The 18,852-nt window shown below is 69.7% G+C and carries 3 protein-coding genes (1 of these 3 only partly in view); all 3 read right to left on the bottom strand.

What is annotated here, in order from left to right; all coding sequences use genetic code 11:
- Positions 1–28: 28 nt before the first annotated feature.
- Tightly spaced (each overlapping or abutting the next), the 3 genes in view from FMQ63_RS13345 to FMQ63_RS13355 form a layout consistent with a single transcriptional unit that may run on beyond the window.
- On the bottom strand, positions 29–493 hold the full coding sequence (locus FMQ63_RS13345) for a DUF2269 domain-containing protein (protein WP_011554087.1): 465 nt from the start codon (positions 491–493) through the stop codon (positions 29–31).
- A complete protein-coding gene (locus FMQ63_RS13350) occupies positions 490–13,923 on the bottom strand; it encodes a non-ribosomal peptide synthetase (protein WP_020478335.1) in 13,434 nt (4,477 codons plus the stop codon). The genes FMQ63_RS13345 and FMQ63_RS13350 overlap by 4 nt, the downstream gene beginning before the upstream one ends.
- Positions 13,920–18,852, bottom strand: the 3' portion of a protein-coding gene (locus FMQ63_RS13355) for a non-ribosomal peptide synthetase (protein WP_011554085.1). It continues 4,214 nt past the right edge of the window; only the last 4,933 of its 9,147 coding nucleotides appear in the window; the start codon falls outside the window, past its right edge; the stop codon is at positions 13,920–13,922. Before FMQ63_RS13355 ends, FMQ63_RS13350 begins: the two co-directional genes overlap by 4 nt.

Below are 18,852 nucleotides of genomic sequence, written 5' to 3' on the forward strand. Positions count from 1 at the left end.
GCCAGTGGGGCGGGCTCCCTTTTGCATGTCAGTGGAGGACCATCAGCGCCATGGAGCCGAAGGCGAGGGCCATGGCCAGGATGCCCCAGCGGAACCACTTCTGCGTGAGCAGCAGGTAGTCGTCGAACGAGGCCCCGGTGTCGCCGAAAGCCTCGGCCATGGCCAACTGACGCGCCTGGATGGGGCGCAGCGTGAGCTGCCAGACGATGCCGCACAGCATGAAGCAGACCTGTCCCGCGGCGAGCGCCGGGTTCGTCCACAGGGGGATGTCCTGGAGGTGCGCGCGCAGCATGCCGGTGGCGGCGAGCGCGAAGACGCTTGGCACCAGCAGGTACTTGTCGGTGAACTGCACCAGCCGCAGGGCATAGACAATCACCCGGGGCTCGCGCGTCCTGTCCGCGAGCAACCGCCACACGGCCGTCACGACGATGTCGCCCAGGAACACCACGACGGCGATGAGGTGCAGGAGCTTCAGGACGTTGTGGACGTTCATGGGGTGGGTGTCGGACGTGGAATGAGCGCGAGCAGGTGCTGGGCGAGCACCGCCGCGTGCGGATCGCGGAGCAGCGACAGGTGGGTGCCAGGGACGGGGTAGGCCGAGCAGGCCTGCTGCGTCAACTGGCTCCAGCCGAGCGTGCCGTCTTGCACGAGCGCGTCGAGCGCCGCCGTGCTGGGGCCACTGCGGTCCTCCGCACGGAACACCGCCAGGGGCACCGGTTGTCCACGGCGGGGCCGGTAGTTCAGGGCGTCATGGGCCCGCGCCACGTTGAGGATGCCCTGCACGTGGACGGGCTGCGCGCCTTCGGGGAGGACCGCCGCGGCCTGGAGCCGTGCGACGAAGAACTGGAGCCGCTCGGCTTCGCCCATGGCGCGCACTTCGGGCAGGGCGAGGTCGATCTTCACGTTGAAGAACGCCTCCATGATGCCGGCGAGGTGGAGCATCCACTGCGCCGTGTCCCAACCCTCGCCCTGCGGCCGGGTGACGTCGGGGAAGGGCGCCAGGGTATCCAGCATGGCGACGACGCCCACCTCGCGGCCGCGGGCCTTGAGCTCCTGGGCCAGCTCATAGGCGATGTGTCCGCCCATGGAGTGTCCACCGACGGAGTAGGGGCCTTCAGGCTGCATGGCCAGGATGGCGTCCGCGTACCATGTGGCGATGGCCTCCACCGTCTCGTGGGGTGGCACGTCGCCATCCAGGCCCTGGGGCTGGAGGCCGAACACGGCGACGCCTTCCAGGTGTCTGGCGAGGGACAACAGGTAGAACGGCGTCGAGCCTCCACCGGGCACCAGGTAGAGCACCGGCGTCCGGTTCGGGTTCGCGGCGCCGGCGGCCATGAGTGCGTGGGCCTCGGGGGTGAGCGGCACCAGCGGAGAGACGGCCGCGTTCTCGGTCCGGAGGACCGCCGTGAGCTGCGCGGGCGTCGGGTTCCTGAACAGGGACACCAGCGGAAGCGGGCGGCCCAGGCGCTTCTCCACCGCGAGCTTCATCTTGAGCGCCAGCAGCGAGTGGCCGCCCAGGTCGAAGAAGCTGTCGTGGATGCCCACGGCGCGCACGCCGAGCACCTCCTCGAAGAGCCGGACCATCTCCAGCTCCAGCGCATCACGCGGCAGGCCCTCCAGGGCGGTGACGCGCGCGTCGGCGAGCTCCATCGCGCTCAGCGCTCGCGTATCCACCTTTCCGTTGGGCGCGAGCGGCAGCGCGTCCAGGAGGACGAACTGCCCAGGCACCATGTTCGCCGTGAGCTGCTGCTCGACGAAGCTCCGGAGCTCGGTGGGCTCGGGGCGCTGCGCGGACGCATGGGGCACCACGAAGGCCACCAGCCGGGAGTCTCCACCCGTGCCGCGCACCAGCGCGACGGCTTCACGCACCGCCGGGTGCCGGGCAATGGCGGCTTCGACCTCGCCCAGCTCGATGCGATGCCCGCGCAGCTTCACCTGCCGGTCGGCGCGGCCCACGAACAGGAACGTGCCATCCGCCAGCCGGCGGACCACGTCACCCGTCTTGTACATGCGCAGCGTCGGGCCTCCGGGGAAGGCGTGTTCGATGAAGCGCGACTGCGTCAGCTCCGGGCGGTTGAGGTAGCCGCGCGCCAGGCCGGGCCCCGCGAGATAGAGCTCTCCGGGGACACCCTCCGGGACAGGGCGAAGCCTGCCATCCAGGATGAGCGCTTCCATCCGGTGGATGGGCAGGCCAATGGGCTCGGTCGGGCCGTGCGCGCCCACCTGTCCGGGCAGACACCGGTGCGCCAGCGAATCGATGGTCGCCTCTGTCGGTCCGTAGAGGTTCCACACCTCCGCCTTCGAACGGCTGAAGAGCGTGGCGACGGTCGCGGAGGGCAGGGGCTCTCCACCCACGCAGACGCGCCGGAGCGCCGGGAGGTTCGCGAAGCCGGGCTCCTCCACCAGCGCCGTCAGCAGCGAGGGCACCAGTTGGAGCACGGAGACGTCGCGCTCGCGCAGCACGCGGGCCAGGTGCTCCGTATCCGCGCCAAGGCCGTGCGGCGCCAGCACCAGCCGGGCACCCACCATCAGCGGGGCGAACAGCTCCCAGACGGAGGCGTCGAAGCTGAGCGACGTGCGCTGGAGCACCCGGTCCTCGTGAGCCAGCGGCATGGCGTCGTCCATCCACGCCATGTGGTTGGCCAGGGCGGAGTGCTCAATCAGCACGCCCTTGGGCTGCCCCGTCGAGCCGGAGGTGAACAGGCAGTACGCCAGCGCGCCGCTCCGTGGCTCGAACGACTCCAGGGTGTCGTCCCCGAGCACCACCACGTCGGTCCCCGGAAACCGCGAGGTGAGGTGCGCTTGCGTGATGACCACCCGCGCGCCGCTGTCCTCGAGCATGAACGTCAGCCGCTCGCGGGGGTAGGCCGGGTCGAGCGGGACGTAGGCCGCGCCCGCCTTGAGGATGCCGAGCAGCCCCGCCATCATCCCCACGGAGCGTTCCACGGCGAGGGCCACCAGTGTTCCTGGCGTGACGCCGCGTTGGACCAGCGCCTGGGCAACGGCCTTCGCGCGGGCCTCCAGGGCCGCGTAGGTGAGGGTGCCGTCCTCGGCCTCGACGGCGATGGCCGTCGGCGTCTTCGCCGCCTGGGCCGCGATGACCTCGTGCACGGCGGGCAGGGACGGTGCCGCCTCCGGTGCGCGAGGCGTGAGCCGGGCACGCTCCTCGGCGCCCAGCAGGTCGACATCCACGACCTTCGACCGCGGCTCGGCGGCCAGCCGCGTGATGAAGCCCGTCAGCTGGCGCACCATTGCCTGGATGCGCCATGCGTCGAAGAGGTCGCGGTCGTATTCCAGCACGCCTTCGAACCCCTGGGCCGTCTCGGACAGCGTCAGGGTGAGGTCGAACTTGGCGGCGCCGCTGGGGATGGCCACCGGGGTGACCTCCAGGCCCGGCAGCGCCATCTTCGCGGTGTGCGTCTGCTGGTACGCGAGCATCACCTGGAAGAGCGGACTGGTTCCGAGCACGCGCTCCGGCTTGAGCACCTCGACCAGCTTCTCGAACGGGACGTCCTGGTGCTCATGGGCGTCGAGCACCTGGCGGCGGACACGCTGGAGGAGCTCGAGGAACGTGGGCTCTCCGCCCAGGTCGATGCGCAGGGGCAGCGAGTTCACGAAGAACCCGATGAGCGGCTCCGTCTCCGCGATGCGGCGGCCCGCGAACGGTGAGCCGATGACCACGTCGTCCTGCCCACTCACCCGGCCCAGGTAAGCGCCAAAGGCGGCGAGCAATGCCATGTAGGCCGTCACTCCTTGCTCACGGCAGAGCGAGGTGAGGGCCTGGGCCACGTCGGGCGCCAACGCCAGCGGCTCGGTGGCACCCCGGTGACTCCGGACCGCGGGCCGGGGCCTGTCAGTAGGCAGGTCCAGCACGGCGGGCGCACCCGCGAGCGCCTTGCGCCAATGGCCGAGTTGATGTTCCCGGGCCTGGCCGTCGAGCCAGCTCCGCTGCCACGCCGCGTAGTCCGTGTACTGGATGGGAAGGTCCGGAAGCGCCAGGGGCTCACCCCGGACCTCCGCGGCGTAGAACGCGGAGAACTCACGCATCATCACGCCGAAGGACCAGCCGTCGGACACGATGTGGTGCATGGCCACGAGGAGCACGTGTTCGTCGTCCGCGCGCTTGAACAGGTGCACGCGCACCACGGGGCCCACGTCCAGCGCGAAGGGCCGGGCGGACTCCTCGGCCAGCCGCTGGTCGAGGCTTACCGCGCCAGCGTGGCGGAGGTCCTCTGTGGTCAGCGTGAGCACCGCGTCGGCCACCCGGGCCACCGGCAGACCGTCGACGAGCGGGAAGTTCGTCCGGAGGACCTCATGGCGCTCCAGCACGCGCTGGAGGCTCCGTCGCAACGCGGCCTCGTCCAGCGAGCCGCGCAACGTGAACGCGAAGGGGATGTTGTAGGCCGCGCTCTGGCCTTCGAGCTCGGCGAGGAATCGCAGCCGCTCCTGCGCGAACGAAAGGGGCCGGTCCCCGGGGCTCGTCAGTCGGACCAGCGGAGGAAGCTGCGGTGCGGCCTCCTTGGCGGCAATCACCGCCGCCAGTGCCGTCAGCGTCGGCTGCTCGAAGATGGCGGAGAGGGGCACGTCGACGCCGAATGTCCTCCGCACGCGGCTCATGACCTGCGCGGCCAGAAGCGAGTGCCCGCCCAAGTCGAAGAAGTTGTCCTCCGCGCCAATCGGGCGGCGCTCCAGGAGCGACTCCCACAGCGAGGCCAGCGTCTGCTCGGTGGGTGTACGCGGGGGCACGAAGCGCGTCTCGCTCGCGGACGCCTCGAAGCGCGGCGGCGGTAGACGTCGCTTGTCCACCTTGCCGCTGGATGACAACGGCAGCTCCTCCAGGTGGATGAACTGCGCGGGCACCATGAACTCCGGGAGCTTCTTCCGGGCGTACTCGCGGAGCGCGTGCACATCCACGGGCTGGGTCGAGACGACGTAGGCAATCAGGGCCTTCACGCCCCCCTGGGCGCCCGCGGAATGAACGTTGGCCACGGCCTTCGCCACACCGGGGTAGGAGGCGAGCACCGCTTCGATTTCACCCAGTTCGATGCGATAGCCACGGAGCTTGACCTGATGGTCGATGCGCCCGAGGTACTCGAGGTTGCCATCCTTGCGCCAGCGGACCAGGTCTCCGCTCCGGTACAGCCGTGCGTCGGGCTTGAACGGATGCGGGATGAACTTTTCGCGCGTGAGCTCCTCGCGGTTCAGGTAACCGCGGGCGACACCGACGCCTCCGATGTGCAGCTCGCCCGGGACGCCAATGGGCAGCAGTGCGCCGTGGCGGTCCAGGGCGTACCCCTCCAGGTTGAGGGCGGGGCGCCCGATGGGCGGAGCTCCCGGGTCGTCCTGCCGGCAGTGGCCGAGCGTGCTGATGATGGACACCTCGGTGGGGCCATAGGCGTTGACGAACAGGACGCCGGGCCGCGCCCACGTGTGGACGACCTCTGGCGGAAGGGCCTCTCCCGCGGACGTCAGCATGCGAAGCGCGGGGTACTCGCGGTCGGTGGGGAGCGCTGCATACGACGTCGGAGGCAGCACCATGTGCGTGACGCCGTGAGCCAGCAGCACCTTGGCCAGTTCGTCGCCCGCGAGCAGCGTGTCCGCGGGGGCCACCACGAGCCGGCCCCCGTTGGTCAGGGCCATGACGATTTCCCAGACCGAGACGTCGAAGGAGATGGAGGAGAACTGGAGCATGACGCAGCCTGCGTCGGCGCCCAGTTCGTGCCGCTGCATCTCGATGACGTTCGCGAGCCCCCGGTGTTCCAGAATCACGCCCTTGGGTCTGCCCGTGGAGCCCGAGGTGTAGATGACGTAGGCGGCGTTCTCCATGCGAACGCCACTGTCGGGATTGCCGGTGGGCGCGGCATCCGCGGGCTCGTCCAGCCAGAGCGTCCGCACCTGCGGCGCGCGCCACTTCTGCTCCGCCGCATGGGTGCTCACCATGAGCGCGGCGCCCGAGTCCTCCAGGATTCCGTCGAGCCGATCCTTCGGGTACGAGAGGTCGAGCGGGACGTAGGCCGCCCCCGCCTTCCAGATGGCGAGCAGGCCGATGAGCATCTCGAACGACCGAGGCACGGCCAGGGCCACCAGCATCTCCGGGCCGGCGCCCATCGCGATGAGCTGGTGCGCGGCGCGGTTGGCCCGGCGGTTCAGCTCGCCATACGTGAGCCGCTCTTGCCCCAGTTCGAGCGCGATGGCATCCGGCGTTCGCTCCGCGTGTTCCTCCACGAACCGGTGGGCTGGGACGTGGCGGGTGGGCGCCACCAGGCGCCCCTGGGTGAACGCGGCGACGACGCCGCGCTCCTGCTCGGGGAGGAGCGCGAGCTCTGACAGCCGCTTCTCTGGATGCGCCACCGCGTCGGCGAAGAGCACCTGGAGGTGGGCGACCATCCGCTCGATGCGGTCCGCGTCGAAGAGGTCCGTGCTGTACTCGATGACGCCGGCCAGCCCTTCACGCGTGGGCTCGAAGCTCAAGGTGAGGTCGAACTTCGCGCTCTCGATCTCCAGGTCGATGGGCTCCAGCGCCAGCCCCGGAAGGCTCAGGTGGCCCTCCGGGGTGTTCTGCAGCATCAACATCACCTGGAACAGCGGGGCGTGGCTCAGGTTCCGCTCGACCCCGAGCGCCTCGACAATCTTCTCCAGGGGAACGTCCTGGTAAGCGTAGGCGTCCAGCGCGGAGGCACGGACGCGCGCGACGAGTTCCTCGAAGGTCGGATTGGCGGACAGGTCGATGCGCAGTGGCAGGGTCCCGACGAAGAAGCCAATCAGGGACTCGAGCTCCGCGCGGTCGCGGTTGGCCACGGGCGTACCGATGACGATGTCATCCTGCCCGGTGATGCGCGCCAGGTAGGCCGCGAATCCGCCCATGAGGACCATGAAGCTGGTTCCACCCGTGCGCAGGCTCAGGGCTTCGATGGCCTCGCTCAGCGCCTTGCCCAGGGCGATGCGCTCGGTGGCACCGCGCATGCTCGTCCGGGGAGGACGAGGCCGGTCCATGGGCAGGTCCAGGGCCGACGGCGCGCCATGAAGCGTCTTCCGCCAGTGGTCGAGCCGCTGCTCCAGCACCTCGCCCTGGAGGTGCCGCCGCTGCTGGTACGCGAAGTCCCGGTAGTCGACGGGGAGCTCGGGCAGCGTCACCGGCTGGCCGGAGACACGTCCGGCATAGAGCTGGGAGAGCTCGCGTACGAGCACGCTGATGGACCACCCGTCACCGACGGTGTGATGCATCGTCGCGACGACGACGTGTGCCGCCTCGTCGAGGCAGAACAGCTTCGCGCGGAACAGCGGGCCGTTTGTCAGGTCGAACGGTCGCGCGGCCTCCTCCGCGATGAGCAGGCGAAGCGCCTCGGGGGACGTCTCTCCCAGGGTGACCTGCTCGAACGGAACGTCCTGGTTCGCCCGCGGCTCTTGCCACACGCGGCCATCTCGCTCGACGAAGCGCATCCCGAGCACGGGGTGCCGCCGGACGATGTCGGACAGGCTTTCCTGGAAGGCGCTGACGTCCAATGTGCCCGTCAGCCGCAGCGCCATGGGCAGGTTGTAGGCCGTGGTGCCGGGGTAGAGCTGATCCAGGAACCAGAGCCGCTCCTGGGAGAATGACAGCGGAATGGCGGCGCCCTCGGGCGCCGGTTCAATCCGGGCAAGCGTCAGCGTCTGGCTTCCCCGGCGCGCATCGAGCACCCGGCTCAAGGAGGCGATGGTCGGATTCTCGAAGAGGTCGGAGACGCGGAACGCAGCGTCCACGTCGCCGCGAATCCGCGAGACGACCTGCATCGCGAGCAGCGAGTGCCCGCCCAGTTGGAAGAAGTCCTGCTCCCGCCCGACAACGCCGCGTCCCAGGACCTGTTCAAAGGCCCGTGCCACGGTCGCCTCCGTAGGCGTGCGAGGCGGCTCGGATGGGCTCTCGGCCTGCACGGGCGCGACGGGGGCGGGGAGCGCACGGCGCGCGACCTTGCCACTGGGCGTCCGGGGCAGCTCGGGCATCGGCACGAACAGCGCGGGAACCATGTACTCGGGCAGGTCCCTAGCGAGGAAGTCGGGCAGCTCGGCCAACCGCACCGTCTCCGGGACGACGTAGGCCACCAGCCGCTTCTCGCGCGTGGCATCACCGTCGACGATGACCGCCGCATCGCGGACATCGGGGTGCGCACACAGGGCGCGCTCAATCTCGCCGGGCTCCACACGGAAGCCGCGAATCTTGACCTGGTCGTCCGCGCGGCCGAGGAACTCGATGCTCCCGTCCACCGTCAACCGGCCAAGGTCCCCGGTCCGGTACGCCCGCACGGGGGGAGACAGGGGCAGCTCGACGAAGCGCTCGGCGGTGAGGTCCGGCCGTGACAGGTAGCCGTCGGCGAGGCACGTGCCCGCCAGATAGAGCTCTCCGGGCACTCCCACCGGAACGGGGCGCTGGTTCGCGTCGAGCAGGTGGACCGCCGCGTTGGCGATGGGCCGCCCGATGGACGGCAGCCCAGGCCAATGCCGCGGGTCGCCCTCCAACTCGAGCGCCGTCACCACATGCGATTCGGTGGGGCCGTAGTGGTTGTGAAGGCGCTTGCCACCTTCCTGGAACCAGCGGCGGATGGGGTCGGTGATGCGGAGTTGGTCTCCCGCGGTGATGACTTCCGTGAGCCCTGGAACGCGATGCTCGGTGCGCAGCGCGGCCTGTGCCAGATGGTGGAGCGCCACGGCCGGCAGGAAGAGGCGTTGGACGCGCGCCACATCGAGGAAGTCGGCCAACGCGTCTGGGTCGCGTCGGGTGCCTTCATCGATGAGGACCAACGTGCCACCCGAGCACCAGGTGGAGAAGGTCTCCTGGAACGACACATCGAAGTTGAGCGGCGCGAACTGGAGCGTGCGCAGGGGGCTGGCGTGTTCGGTCTGCCACTCGATGAGGTTGACCAGTGCCCGGTGCGGCATGGCCACGCCCTTGGGCTTGCCCGTCGAGCCCGACGTGTAGAGAACGTAGGCCAGATGATGCGGCTCCACCCGGGGCCGCGGTGTCTTCGTGGCAGGTGCCTCCGTGTCATCCAGCAGGACCTGCGTCAGGCCCTGAGACGGGAGCAGCTCGCTGTACTTCTTCTCCGTGAGCAGGACGCGCGGCCTGGCGTCCTCCAGCATGTAGCGAAGGCGCTCAGGCGGGTACGTCGGATCGAGCGGCACATATGCGCCCCCGGCCTTGAGGACCGCGAGGAGGGCGACCTGCGCATGGATGGAGCGGTCCAGACAGATGGAAACCCGGACCCCTGGGCCCACGCCCAATGCGCCCAGCCGGTCGGCCAGGGCTTCCGCGGCCTCATGGAGCTGGCGGTAGGTCCGCGTCTCGCCCTGGTGCTCCAGCGCGACCACGTCAGGCGTCCTCTGGGCCTGACGCTCGAACAGCTCGGGGAGGGTGCGGCCGGTGTACCTGCGCTCGGTGCGGTTGAGGTCGGCGTACAGACGCCGCTCCTCGTTGGACAAGAGCGGGAGCTCTGAGGTGTGGAGCTCGGGCTCCTCGGCGATGGCCTGGAGCAGCCGGCCGAGGTGCGCGGCCATCCGGTCAATCCGGTCCGCGTCGAAGAGGTCCGTGTCGTACTCGATGCTGCAGGCGAGCGCGCCCTCACGCGGCTCTACGAAGAAGGTGAGGTCGAACTTCGACGTCGAGCTCGCCGGCGCTTGAATCTCGGCGCGAACATCGGGGAGCTGGAGCTCGCCACCGCTCTGCCCCTGGAGGACGAACATCACCTGGAACAGCGGGTTGTGCGCAAGTCCACGCGGTAGCTCGAGTGCGGCCACCAGCTTCTCGAAGGGCACGTCCTGATGCGCGTAGGCATCGAGCGCCGTCTTGCGGACGCGCAGCAACAGCTCGGAGAACGTCGGGTCTCCAGACAGGTCGACGCGGAGCGCGAGCGTGTTGAGGAAGTACCCGACCACTCCCTCCGTTTCGTGCCGGTCGCGATTGGCGACAGGCGAGCCAATCACCACGTCCTCCTGGCCACTGATGCGCCCGAGGTACGCGGCGAAGGCGCCAAGCAGGGTCATGAACAGCGAGGCGCCCGAGCTCCGGGAGAGCGCTTCGAGCCGCTGGCCCAGCGGCGCGTCCAGCACGAAGCCATGAGTCTTCCCATGGAACCGCTGCCGTTCCGGTCGCGGATGGTCGGTGGGGAGCGGAAGGACAGGCGGGGCGTCCTTCAAGGCTTCACGCCAGAAGGCAACGCTCTCGTCCAGGCGTCCTGATTCCAGCCGCTGCCGCTGCCATGCGGCCCAGTCCGCGTAGCGAATGGGCAACGCGGGCAGGGCCGGCTCCGTGCCGCTCACCAGCGAGGCGTACACGATGCAGAACTCGCGCAGCAGGACCCCGACGGACCAGGCGTCCGCGATGATGTGGTGCTGGTTGAGGACCAGGACGTGGTTGTCGGGTGCGAGCCGGAAGTGCCGCGCGCGGAAGAGCGGGCCGTCCGTCAGCGAGAACGGCGCGGCGACCTCCTCGGCGATGCGTGCGTCGAGGAGGGCAGGGGAGACGTCCTCGCTCACGAGCACGGAGGCGGCAGGTGCCTGGACTCGCAGGACGGGCGTGCCTCCACGGTCGTGGAAGGTGCTCCGGAGCGCCTCATGGCGTTCAACCAGGAGCTGGAGCGTCCTTGCGAGCGCGCTGCCATCGAGCGTCCCCTGGAGCCTGAGCACCAACGGGACGTTGTACGCCGCGCTGTCTCCTCCGAGCGCGTCGATGAACCACAGGCTCTCCTGGCCCGGAGCGACGGGCGTGTCTCCCGTCAGCTCCACGTGCGGGATGGGCTCGACCGCCGTGCCCTGTCCGGAGAGCGTCTCCGCGAGCTGCGCGATGGTCCGGCGCTCGAAGATGGCTCGGACGGGAATGTCGACGCCGAAGGCCTCGCGGGTGCGCGCGATGACCTGCGTCGCCTTCAGTGAATGCCCACCGAGGTCGAAGAAGTCATCGTGGATGCCCACGCGCTCCTGGCCGAGCACCGCGCTCCAGATGCCGGCGAGAATCTCCTCATGGGGCGTCCGGGGCGCGGCCGAAGCCACCTGGGGCTGGGCCTCCAGGGCACGTGCTTCGAGCGCCGCGGTGTCGACCTTCCCGTTGGGCGTCAGCGGAAGCCGGTCGATGACGATGACCCGGCTGGGAAGGATGGCCGTGGGGAGCTTCGTCGCCAGAAACTGCGTGAGCACGGCCGCGTCGGGCTGAGGCACCACGTCGCTGACAGCAAACGCAATCAGCCGAACGTCGCCGTTCTGCCGCTGCGCCTCGCTCACCACGGCAGCAGCGGTGACGTCGGGGTGGGCCGCCAGCGCGGCCTCGATTTCGCCAAGCTCCACCCGCACGCCGCGAATCTGGACCTGACGGTCCGCGCGGCCGTGGAACGCGATGGTTCCATCTGGGAGGAACCGGGCGAAGTCACCGCTCGCGTACATGCGCGCTTCAGGCACGCCCGCGAACGGGTCGGGAACGAAGCGCTCCACGTTCAGGTCCGGCCGGTTCAGGTAGCCCCGGGTGACGCCCACGCCGCCGATGTACAGCTCTCCGATGACACCCGGAAGGACGGGACGCCGCTGGCGGTCGAGGATGTAGATGCGGGCATTGGCGACCGGCCGGCCGATGGAGGGCAGCCCTTGTTTGCCATCCGGCGCAACGGTTCCGGATGTCGCCACCACCGTCGTCTCGGTGGGGCCATAGTTGTTGACGAGCTGGAACGGAAGTCCCGCGGGCGGTGTGGCGTGGAGCCGGTCGCCGCCCGTGAGCACGAAGCGCAGCGCGCACGGCGAAGGCCACTGCAAGGCCAGCACGGCCTCTGCGACCACCGTCGGCAGGAAGCTGATGGAGATCTGCTGCGCCACCAGCCAATTCGCCAGGTCGGAGGGCGCACTGGACAGCTCGGGTGGGACCAGGTGCAGCGTGGCGCCCGCAGCGAGCGTCGGCCAGATTTCCCAGACGGAGGCGTCGAACGCGGTGCTGGCGAGCTGGGTCGTCCGGTCCTTCGCCGTGAGGCCGAAAGCCTCCGTGTGCCAGGACACCAGGTTCATCAGGTTCCGGTGTGTGACCAGGACGCCCTTGGGCGCGCCGGTCGAACCCGAGGTGTAGATGACGTAGGCCAGGTCATCCAGCTGCACCGGCTCCTTCGCGGGGACGTCGGGCGTGGCCGTCTCGTTCAGGACTCGGGAGACGTCGAGCCGGGGAACGCGCGTGTCCGCGATGGGGTCCGCACCCGTGTTGAGGATGGCGACCGGCGCCGCATCGCCCACGATGTAGGCCAGCCGCTCAGCGGGATAGTTGGGGTCCAGGGGCAGGTAGGCCGCTCCCGCCTTGAGCACGCCCAGGAGCGCCACCACCATCTCCACGGACCTGCCAATGCACACGCCGACGATGCGCTCCCGACCGGCGCCCAACTGTCGGAGGTGCCGCGCCACGCGCTCGGCGCGGCGGTCGAGTTCGCGGTAGCTGATGGATTGGCCGTCGGGGCCCACCACGGCGGTCGCGTCGGGTGCGGCCCCGTCCAGCAGGGCTGTCACAGGGCGGGTGACATCGTAGGCACGGGGATGCTGGCCCCACTCCGCCAGCACGCGCCGGGCGGCCTCGTCCATCAGGTCGATATCGCCGACCGTCTTCGCGCCCGGCAGCGACTCGAGCGCGGCTTCCAGCAACCGCGCGATGCGCTCCGCCATCGGGCGGGAGAACGCGTCCGCCGCATACATGACGCGCAACTCCAGCGACTCGCCCGGGATAGCGACCAGCGCCAGTGGGTAGCTGATGCGGTCGTGCGTGTTGACCGAGCTGATGGTGAGGCCACTGCGAGGCAGGAGCGTCGAGGCGTCGAGCGGATAGTTCTCGAACACCAGGATGCTCTCGAAGAGCGGCCGGTCCTTCGGCGCGTCCGACCAGTGCTGGATGTCCGCCAGCGAGGCGTAGCTGTACGGCTCGACCGCGCCTTGCTCAGTCTGAAGCCCCGACAGGAACGTGGCGACCGGCGCCGTGCCGTCCAGCCGCGCTCTCAGGGGCAGGGTGTTGATGAAGAGCCCGACAATGGACTCGGAACCGGCAAGGTCGGCGGGACGGCCGGAGACCGTCACACCGAAGATGACGTCGTCCGTGCCTGTCGCTCTCGCCAGGACCAGCGCCCACGCACCCTGGACCAGCGTGTTGAGCGTCAGCCGGTGCGCCTTCGCGAAGCCCGTGAGCCGCGCGGTCAGCTCTGGCGACAGCCGCTTTGTGACTTCCGGCTGCGTATCGCCGGCCGGTTCGCTGGTGTCCTGTCGCTCGGTGAAGGGCAGTGGCGTGGGTTGCTTGAAGCCCTGGAGCCGCTCGCGCCAGAAGGACTCCGCGCGGGAGGGGTCCTGCTCCTGGAGCCAGGCGATGTAGTCGCGGTAGGGGCGTGCGGCTGGCGGCAGCGCTGCGACGCCCTCCTCGAAGGCACCGAGCACCTCGCGGAGGACGATGGAGAAGCACCACCCGTCCAGCAGCAGGTGGTGGTAGGTCCACACGAACAGGTGGCGCGCATCATCGAGCCGGATCAGCGCGCAACGAATCAGGGGCGGCGTGCCCAGGTCGAAGCCCTGGAGCCGGTCCTCGCGCAGGAAGTCGTCAATCCACCGCTGCTGCGCGTCCTCCGGCACATGTCGGATGTCCTCGATGCGCCAGGGGACTTCGGCCTCCACCGCGACGACCTGGAGCGGCTTCTCCAGGCCTTCCCAGAGGAAGCCGGAGCGCAGGATGGGGTGCCGGGCGAGGACGTGCTGCCAGGCCTCCTTCCAACGGTTGATGGGCAGGTCCCCCCGGACCTCGCAGCTCAGTTGCTCCACGTACATGCCCGCGCCGGGCTCCATCAGCGCGTGGAAGAGCATGCCGTGCTGCATGGGGGCGAGCTCGTAGATGTCCTCGATCGACTCTTCTGACGTCATGGCGCTGTCCTGCCCCTCACCTTCCACCTGGCTCATCGCGGCTTCTTGGTCAGCGTGAGCACGCGCTTCAAATCCTTGGCACTCAGACGCGCCGCCGGGAAGTCAGACGCCACCCGGACCGCCGCGGCGGGCTCCGCGCGCTCGCGAATCATCGCTCGCACGTTGGCGTGGAACTCCGCGTTCAGCCGCTCGATGGTCTCCTTGTGGAAGACCTTGGCGCCGAAGGTCCAGTCGAGGCGGAGACGCTGACCCGCTTCGACCACGGCGTTGAGCTCGATGCGGTGGGGCCGGGTGGCGCCAGGCGCGTGCAGCAGGCCCAGTCCCTCCTTGGCGCGGCCTCGCACCACACCCTGCGTCGGCACGGCGCCCATCTGTCCCAGGTAGTTGAAGACGATGCCCGCGTTCGGAATCGCGCCGAGCCTCGAACGAATCGACGCATCCGGCGACAGCGCACGGAGCACGCCGTAGCCGATGCCGCCCCGAGGCGTCCGGCGCAGCGCGTCCTTCGCGCGGGCCAGCGTCTCACGCACGCCTTCCCGGGCACCCACGTGCAGGCGGAGCGGGAAGAGCGCGGTGAACCAACCCACCGTGCGGCTCAGGTCCACGTCCTCGAACAGGAACTCGCGTCCATGGCCTTCCAGGTCGATTCGGACAGTGCTGTTGCCGGACCAACCCGTGAGCGTCCGGGCGAGCGCGGCAATCAGGGCCTCGTTGACCTTGACGTCGTACGCCGTCGGGACCTCGTTCAGCAGGAGCTGGGTTTCCTCCGCCTCCAGCCACGTGACGAGCGTGCCCGCGTCGCTCACCGTGTCCGGGGCGTGGGGGTCGTTCAGCGGCAGGTCCTGCGAGTCATCCCGCTGCGCGGTGGCGAGCCAGGCGTCGAGCTCGGCCCGGGCGTTGGGCGTCGCCGCATACGCTTCGAGCCGCTTCGCCCAGTGCTGGAAGGACGTCGTCTTCGGCGGGAGGCCGACCTCCTGGCCATTCGACAGTTGGCTGTACGCCGTCAGCAGGTCCTCGATGATGATTCCCCACGACACGGCGTCCACCACCAGGTGGTGGGCCACCAGCGCGAGCCGCGCGGAGTCCCCACCCAGCCGCAGCAGGGCGGCGCGCATGAGCGGGCCCTGCTCCAGGTCCAGGGACTCGTGGAGGTCGGCGAGCGCCTCTTCCACGTGCTCGCTCCCGTCCACGTCCAGCGTGTCCAGGGGAATGCCAGTCAGCGCCGCCTCTTCCGCGTGGAACTGGGTCCAGCCGTCACCGTCCTTGCGGTAGCGGAAGCGGAGCGCGTCGTGGTGGCGCTCCACCGCTTCGAGCGCGCCGCGAAGCGCGGCCAGGTCGATTCCTGGCTCCACGTCGAGCATCACCGCCATGTTGAAGTGCTGCGGCCCGGCGCGGTTCTGGTCGAAGAACCAATGCTGGATGGGCGTGAGGGGCGCGCTGCCCGTCACGAGCCCCTGCTCGGCGTTGATGACCTGGGTGCTGGAGGCCACGCGCGCCAGGTCGGCGATGGTCTGGTGCTCGAACAGTTGGCGCGGACGCAGCCGCAGGCCCTGCTGGGTGGCGCGGGAGATGATCTGCAGCCCGAGGATGGAGTCGCCGCCGAGCGCGAAGAAGTTGTCGTGGATGCCCACGGACTCCTTCTTCAAGACGGTGGCCCAGATGCTGGACAGGATCTGCTCCTCCCGCGTCCGCGCATCGGCGAAGGCGGCGGGCGCCTGGGCCTGCACGGGGTCCGGAAGCTTCTTGCGGTCCACCTTGCCGCTGGGCGTCAGCGGGAAGGTTTCCAGCACGACGAAGTGCGCCGGCACCATGTAGTTCGGAAGCAGGCCCATGGCATGGTCGCGCAGGGACTGAATCGTCAGCGACGTGCCCGGACGGCCCACGGCATAGGCCGCGAGCTGCCCCTGGTGGACCGTGATGACCGACCGCTGGACCTCGGGGTGGCTGTCGACGACGGTTTCCACCTCACCCAGTTCGATGCGGTAGCCGCGCAGCTTCACCTGGTCGTCGATGCGGCCCAGGAAGTCGATGCTGCCGTCGGCACTCCAGCGCGTGAGATCGCCGGTTCGGTAGAGCCGGGCGTTCGGAGCGTCGGAGTACGGGTCCGGGATGAAGCGCGTCCGGGTGAGCTCGTCGAGTCCGTGGTACCCGCGCGCGAGCGCCACACCGCCCACGTACAGCTCGCCGGGAACCCCGATGGGGACCTGCCGCTGGTCGGCGTCGAGGATGCGCGCCACGAGCCCTGGCAGGGGCCGGCCGATAGACGGAACGCCCGTGTCGCCCTTCTTGAGCTCGGCGACCGTCGCGATGACCGTCGTCTCCGTCGGACCATACGCGTTGACGAAGCGACGGGTGTCCGTCACCCACTTCTTCACGAGCTCCGCGGGGAGCGCTTCTCCGGCCGTGATGAGCACGCGGAGATCGGGATAGGCACCCTCCGGCAGCGTCGCGAGCGCGGAGGGTGACAGCACCACCTGGGTGATGTGCTTCTCCGTGAGCACCGTGGCCAGGGCCTCGCCCACGCGCGCGGTCTCATCGGTGGGCAGCACCAGCCGGGCGCCGCTGGCGAACGCCATCACGATGTCCCAGACGGATACGTCGAAGGACAGCGACGCCGCCTGGAGGAGCCGACTGTCCGGTCCGAGACCGAAGAGCGGGGCCGAGGCCACGGCGAGGTTCGCCACGCCCCGGTGTTCCAGCACCGCGCCCTTCGGCTTCCCGGTGGAACCCGAGGTGTAGATGACGTAGGCGGCGGAGTCCGCGTCGGGGAACGGGAGGGTGGACGGCTCGGCGTGCTCCGGCAGGGGCTCATCCATCCACAGCGTCTGGCCCTGGAAGCCCGGCCGCTCGCCCAGGGCGCGCTCCGTGAGCAGCACCTCCGCGCCCGAGTCGTCCAGCATGTGGCCCAGGCGCGCCTGGGGGTACTCCGGGTCGAGCGGGACATACGCGCCGCCGGCCTTCCACACGCCCAGGATGCAGGTGATGAAGTCCACCGACTTCGGCAGGCAGATGGCGGCCCGCTTCTCCCGTCCGAAGCCCAACGAAACCAGGTGCCGGGCAAGGCGCGTCGCCCGCAGGTCGAGCTCGCCGTAGCTCAGGCGGACGTCGCCATGCTCCAGGGCAATGGCCTCCGGTGCGCGCGCGACCTGCGCCTGGAACAGCTCCATCACCGAGCCGGGCGCGAGCGGGGCACTGGGGCCTTGCTCCCACTTCGCCACCAGGCTGGCTTCGTTCGCACCCAGTAGCGCGAACGCGGGCACCCGGCGCTCTGGAGCCTGCACCGCTTCGCGGAGCATGACGACGAGGTGCTCGGCCATCCGCTCGATGCGCTCGCGGTCGAACAGGTCCGCGCTGAACTCGAGCAGGCCGGAGAGGCCATCCGCGGATTCCTGCATGGACAGCGTCAGGTCGAACTTGGCGGTGACGCTGTCCAGGTCGAGCAGTTGCACGTCGAGCCCGTCCAGCGCGGGCGGTGAGAACGGTGCGTTCTGGAGCGCGAACATCACCTGGACCAGGGGCTGGCGGCTGAGGCTCCGCTCGGGCGCGACCACCTCCACCAGCTTCTCGAACGGCACGTCCTGGTCCGCGTAGGCGTCCAGCGCCGTGCGCCGGACGCGCGACAGCAATTCCAGGAAGCTAGGGTCGCCGGACAGGTCCATCCGGAGCGCGAGCGTATTGACGAAGAAGCCAATCAGCGGCTCCGCCGCCGCGCGATTCCGGTTCGCCACCGGCGAGCCGATGATGAGGTCCTTCTGGCCACTCAGCCGTGACAGGTAGGCGGTGAAGGCCGCCAGCAGCGTCATATACAGCGTGGCGCCTTCCCGGCGGCTCAGCTCCTTCAGGCGCGCCGTGAGGGAACGGTCCACGTCGAAGCGGACCACGCCACCCCGGTACGTCGGCGTCTCCGGCCGGGGCCGGTCGCTGGGGAGGTTGAGGGACGTGGGCGCCCCCGTCAGGCGTTGCTTGTGCGCTTCGATGGACTCCGCGAGCGCACCGTCCCGCAAGAGCTGCCGCTGCCACAGCGCGAAGTCCGCGTACTGGACCTGGAGCGGCGGCAAGGCCAGCTCACGCTGCGAGCGCAGCGCGTTGTAACCGGCCGCGAGCTCACGCGCGAGGATGCCCACGGACCAGCCGTCGGAGACGACGTGGTGCATGGTGAGGACCAGCACATGGTCCGACTCCGAGATGCGGAAGAGGCGCATCCGCAGCAGCGGGCCCCGCTCGAGGTCGAACGGCCGGGAGACCTCCAAGCCCGCCTGGACCTGGATGAGCTCGAGCAGCTCCGCCTCCGAAGCGCCGGCCGGGTGGACCAGCTCCTCAGTGGGCGGAAGCTCGGCCGTGACGTTCGTGGAGATGACCTGGAAGGGCTGCGCGCCATCCGCCGGGAAGCACGTGCGGAGCACTTCGTGCCGCTGGACGATGGCGTCCAGGCTCAGTCGCAGGGCCTCGTGATGGAGGGGGCCTCGGAGCCGGAGCACCAGCGGGATGACGTAGATGGGGGCCCGCGTCTCCTCGATGCGGTCCACGATCCACAGCCGCTCCTGGGAGGAAGACAGCGGAATGCGCTCCGGGCGCTCCATGGGCCCGGTGAAGTCGACCGCGGCCACTCCGGGGCGCTGGCGCTGCTGTTGGACGGCCGTCACGAGCCCCGCGACGGTGGGGCTCGCGAAGAACGTGCGCAGCGGAATCTCCACGCCCAGTACGGCGCGAATCCTGGACACGACCTGCGTGGCCAGCAACGAGTGGCCGCCCAGGTCGAAGAAGCTGTCGTGCACACCCACGCGCTCCGCGCCGAGCAGTTCGGCGAAGATGCTGGCCAGGATCTCCTCCTCGCCGTTGCGCGGCTCGACGTAGGCCGTCTCCAGGCCCTGTGAGACGGATGGAACGGGCAGGGCGCGCCGGTCGACCTTGCCGTTCTCGGTCAGGGGAATCCGGTCGACGACCATGATGCTCGCGGGCACCATG

The organism is Myxococcus sp. CA005 (assembly GCF_006518205.1).
Taxonomy (GTDB): Bacteria; Myxococcota; Myxococcia; order Myxococcales; family Myxococcaceae; genus Myxococcus; species Myxococcus xanthus.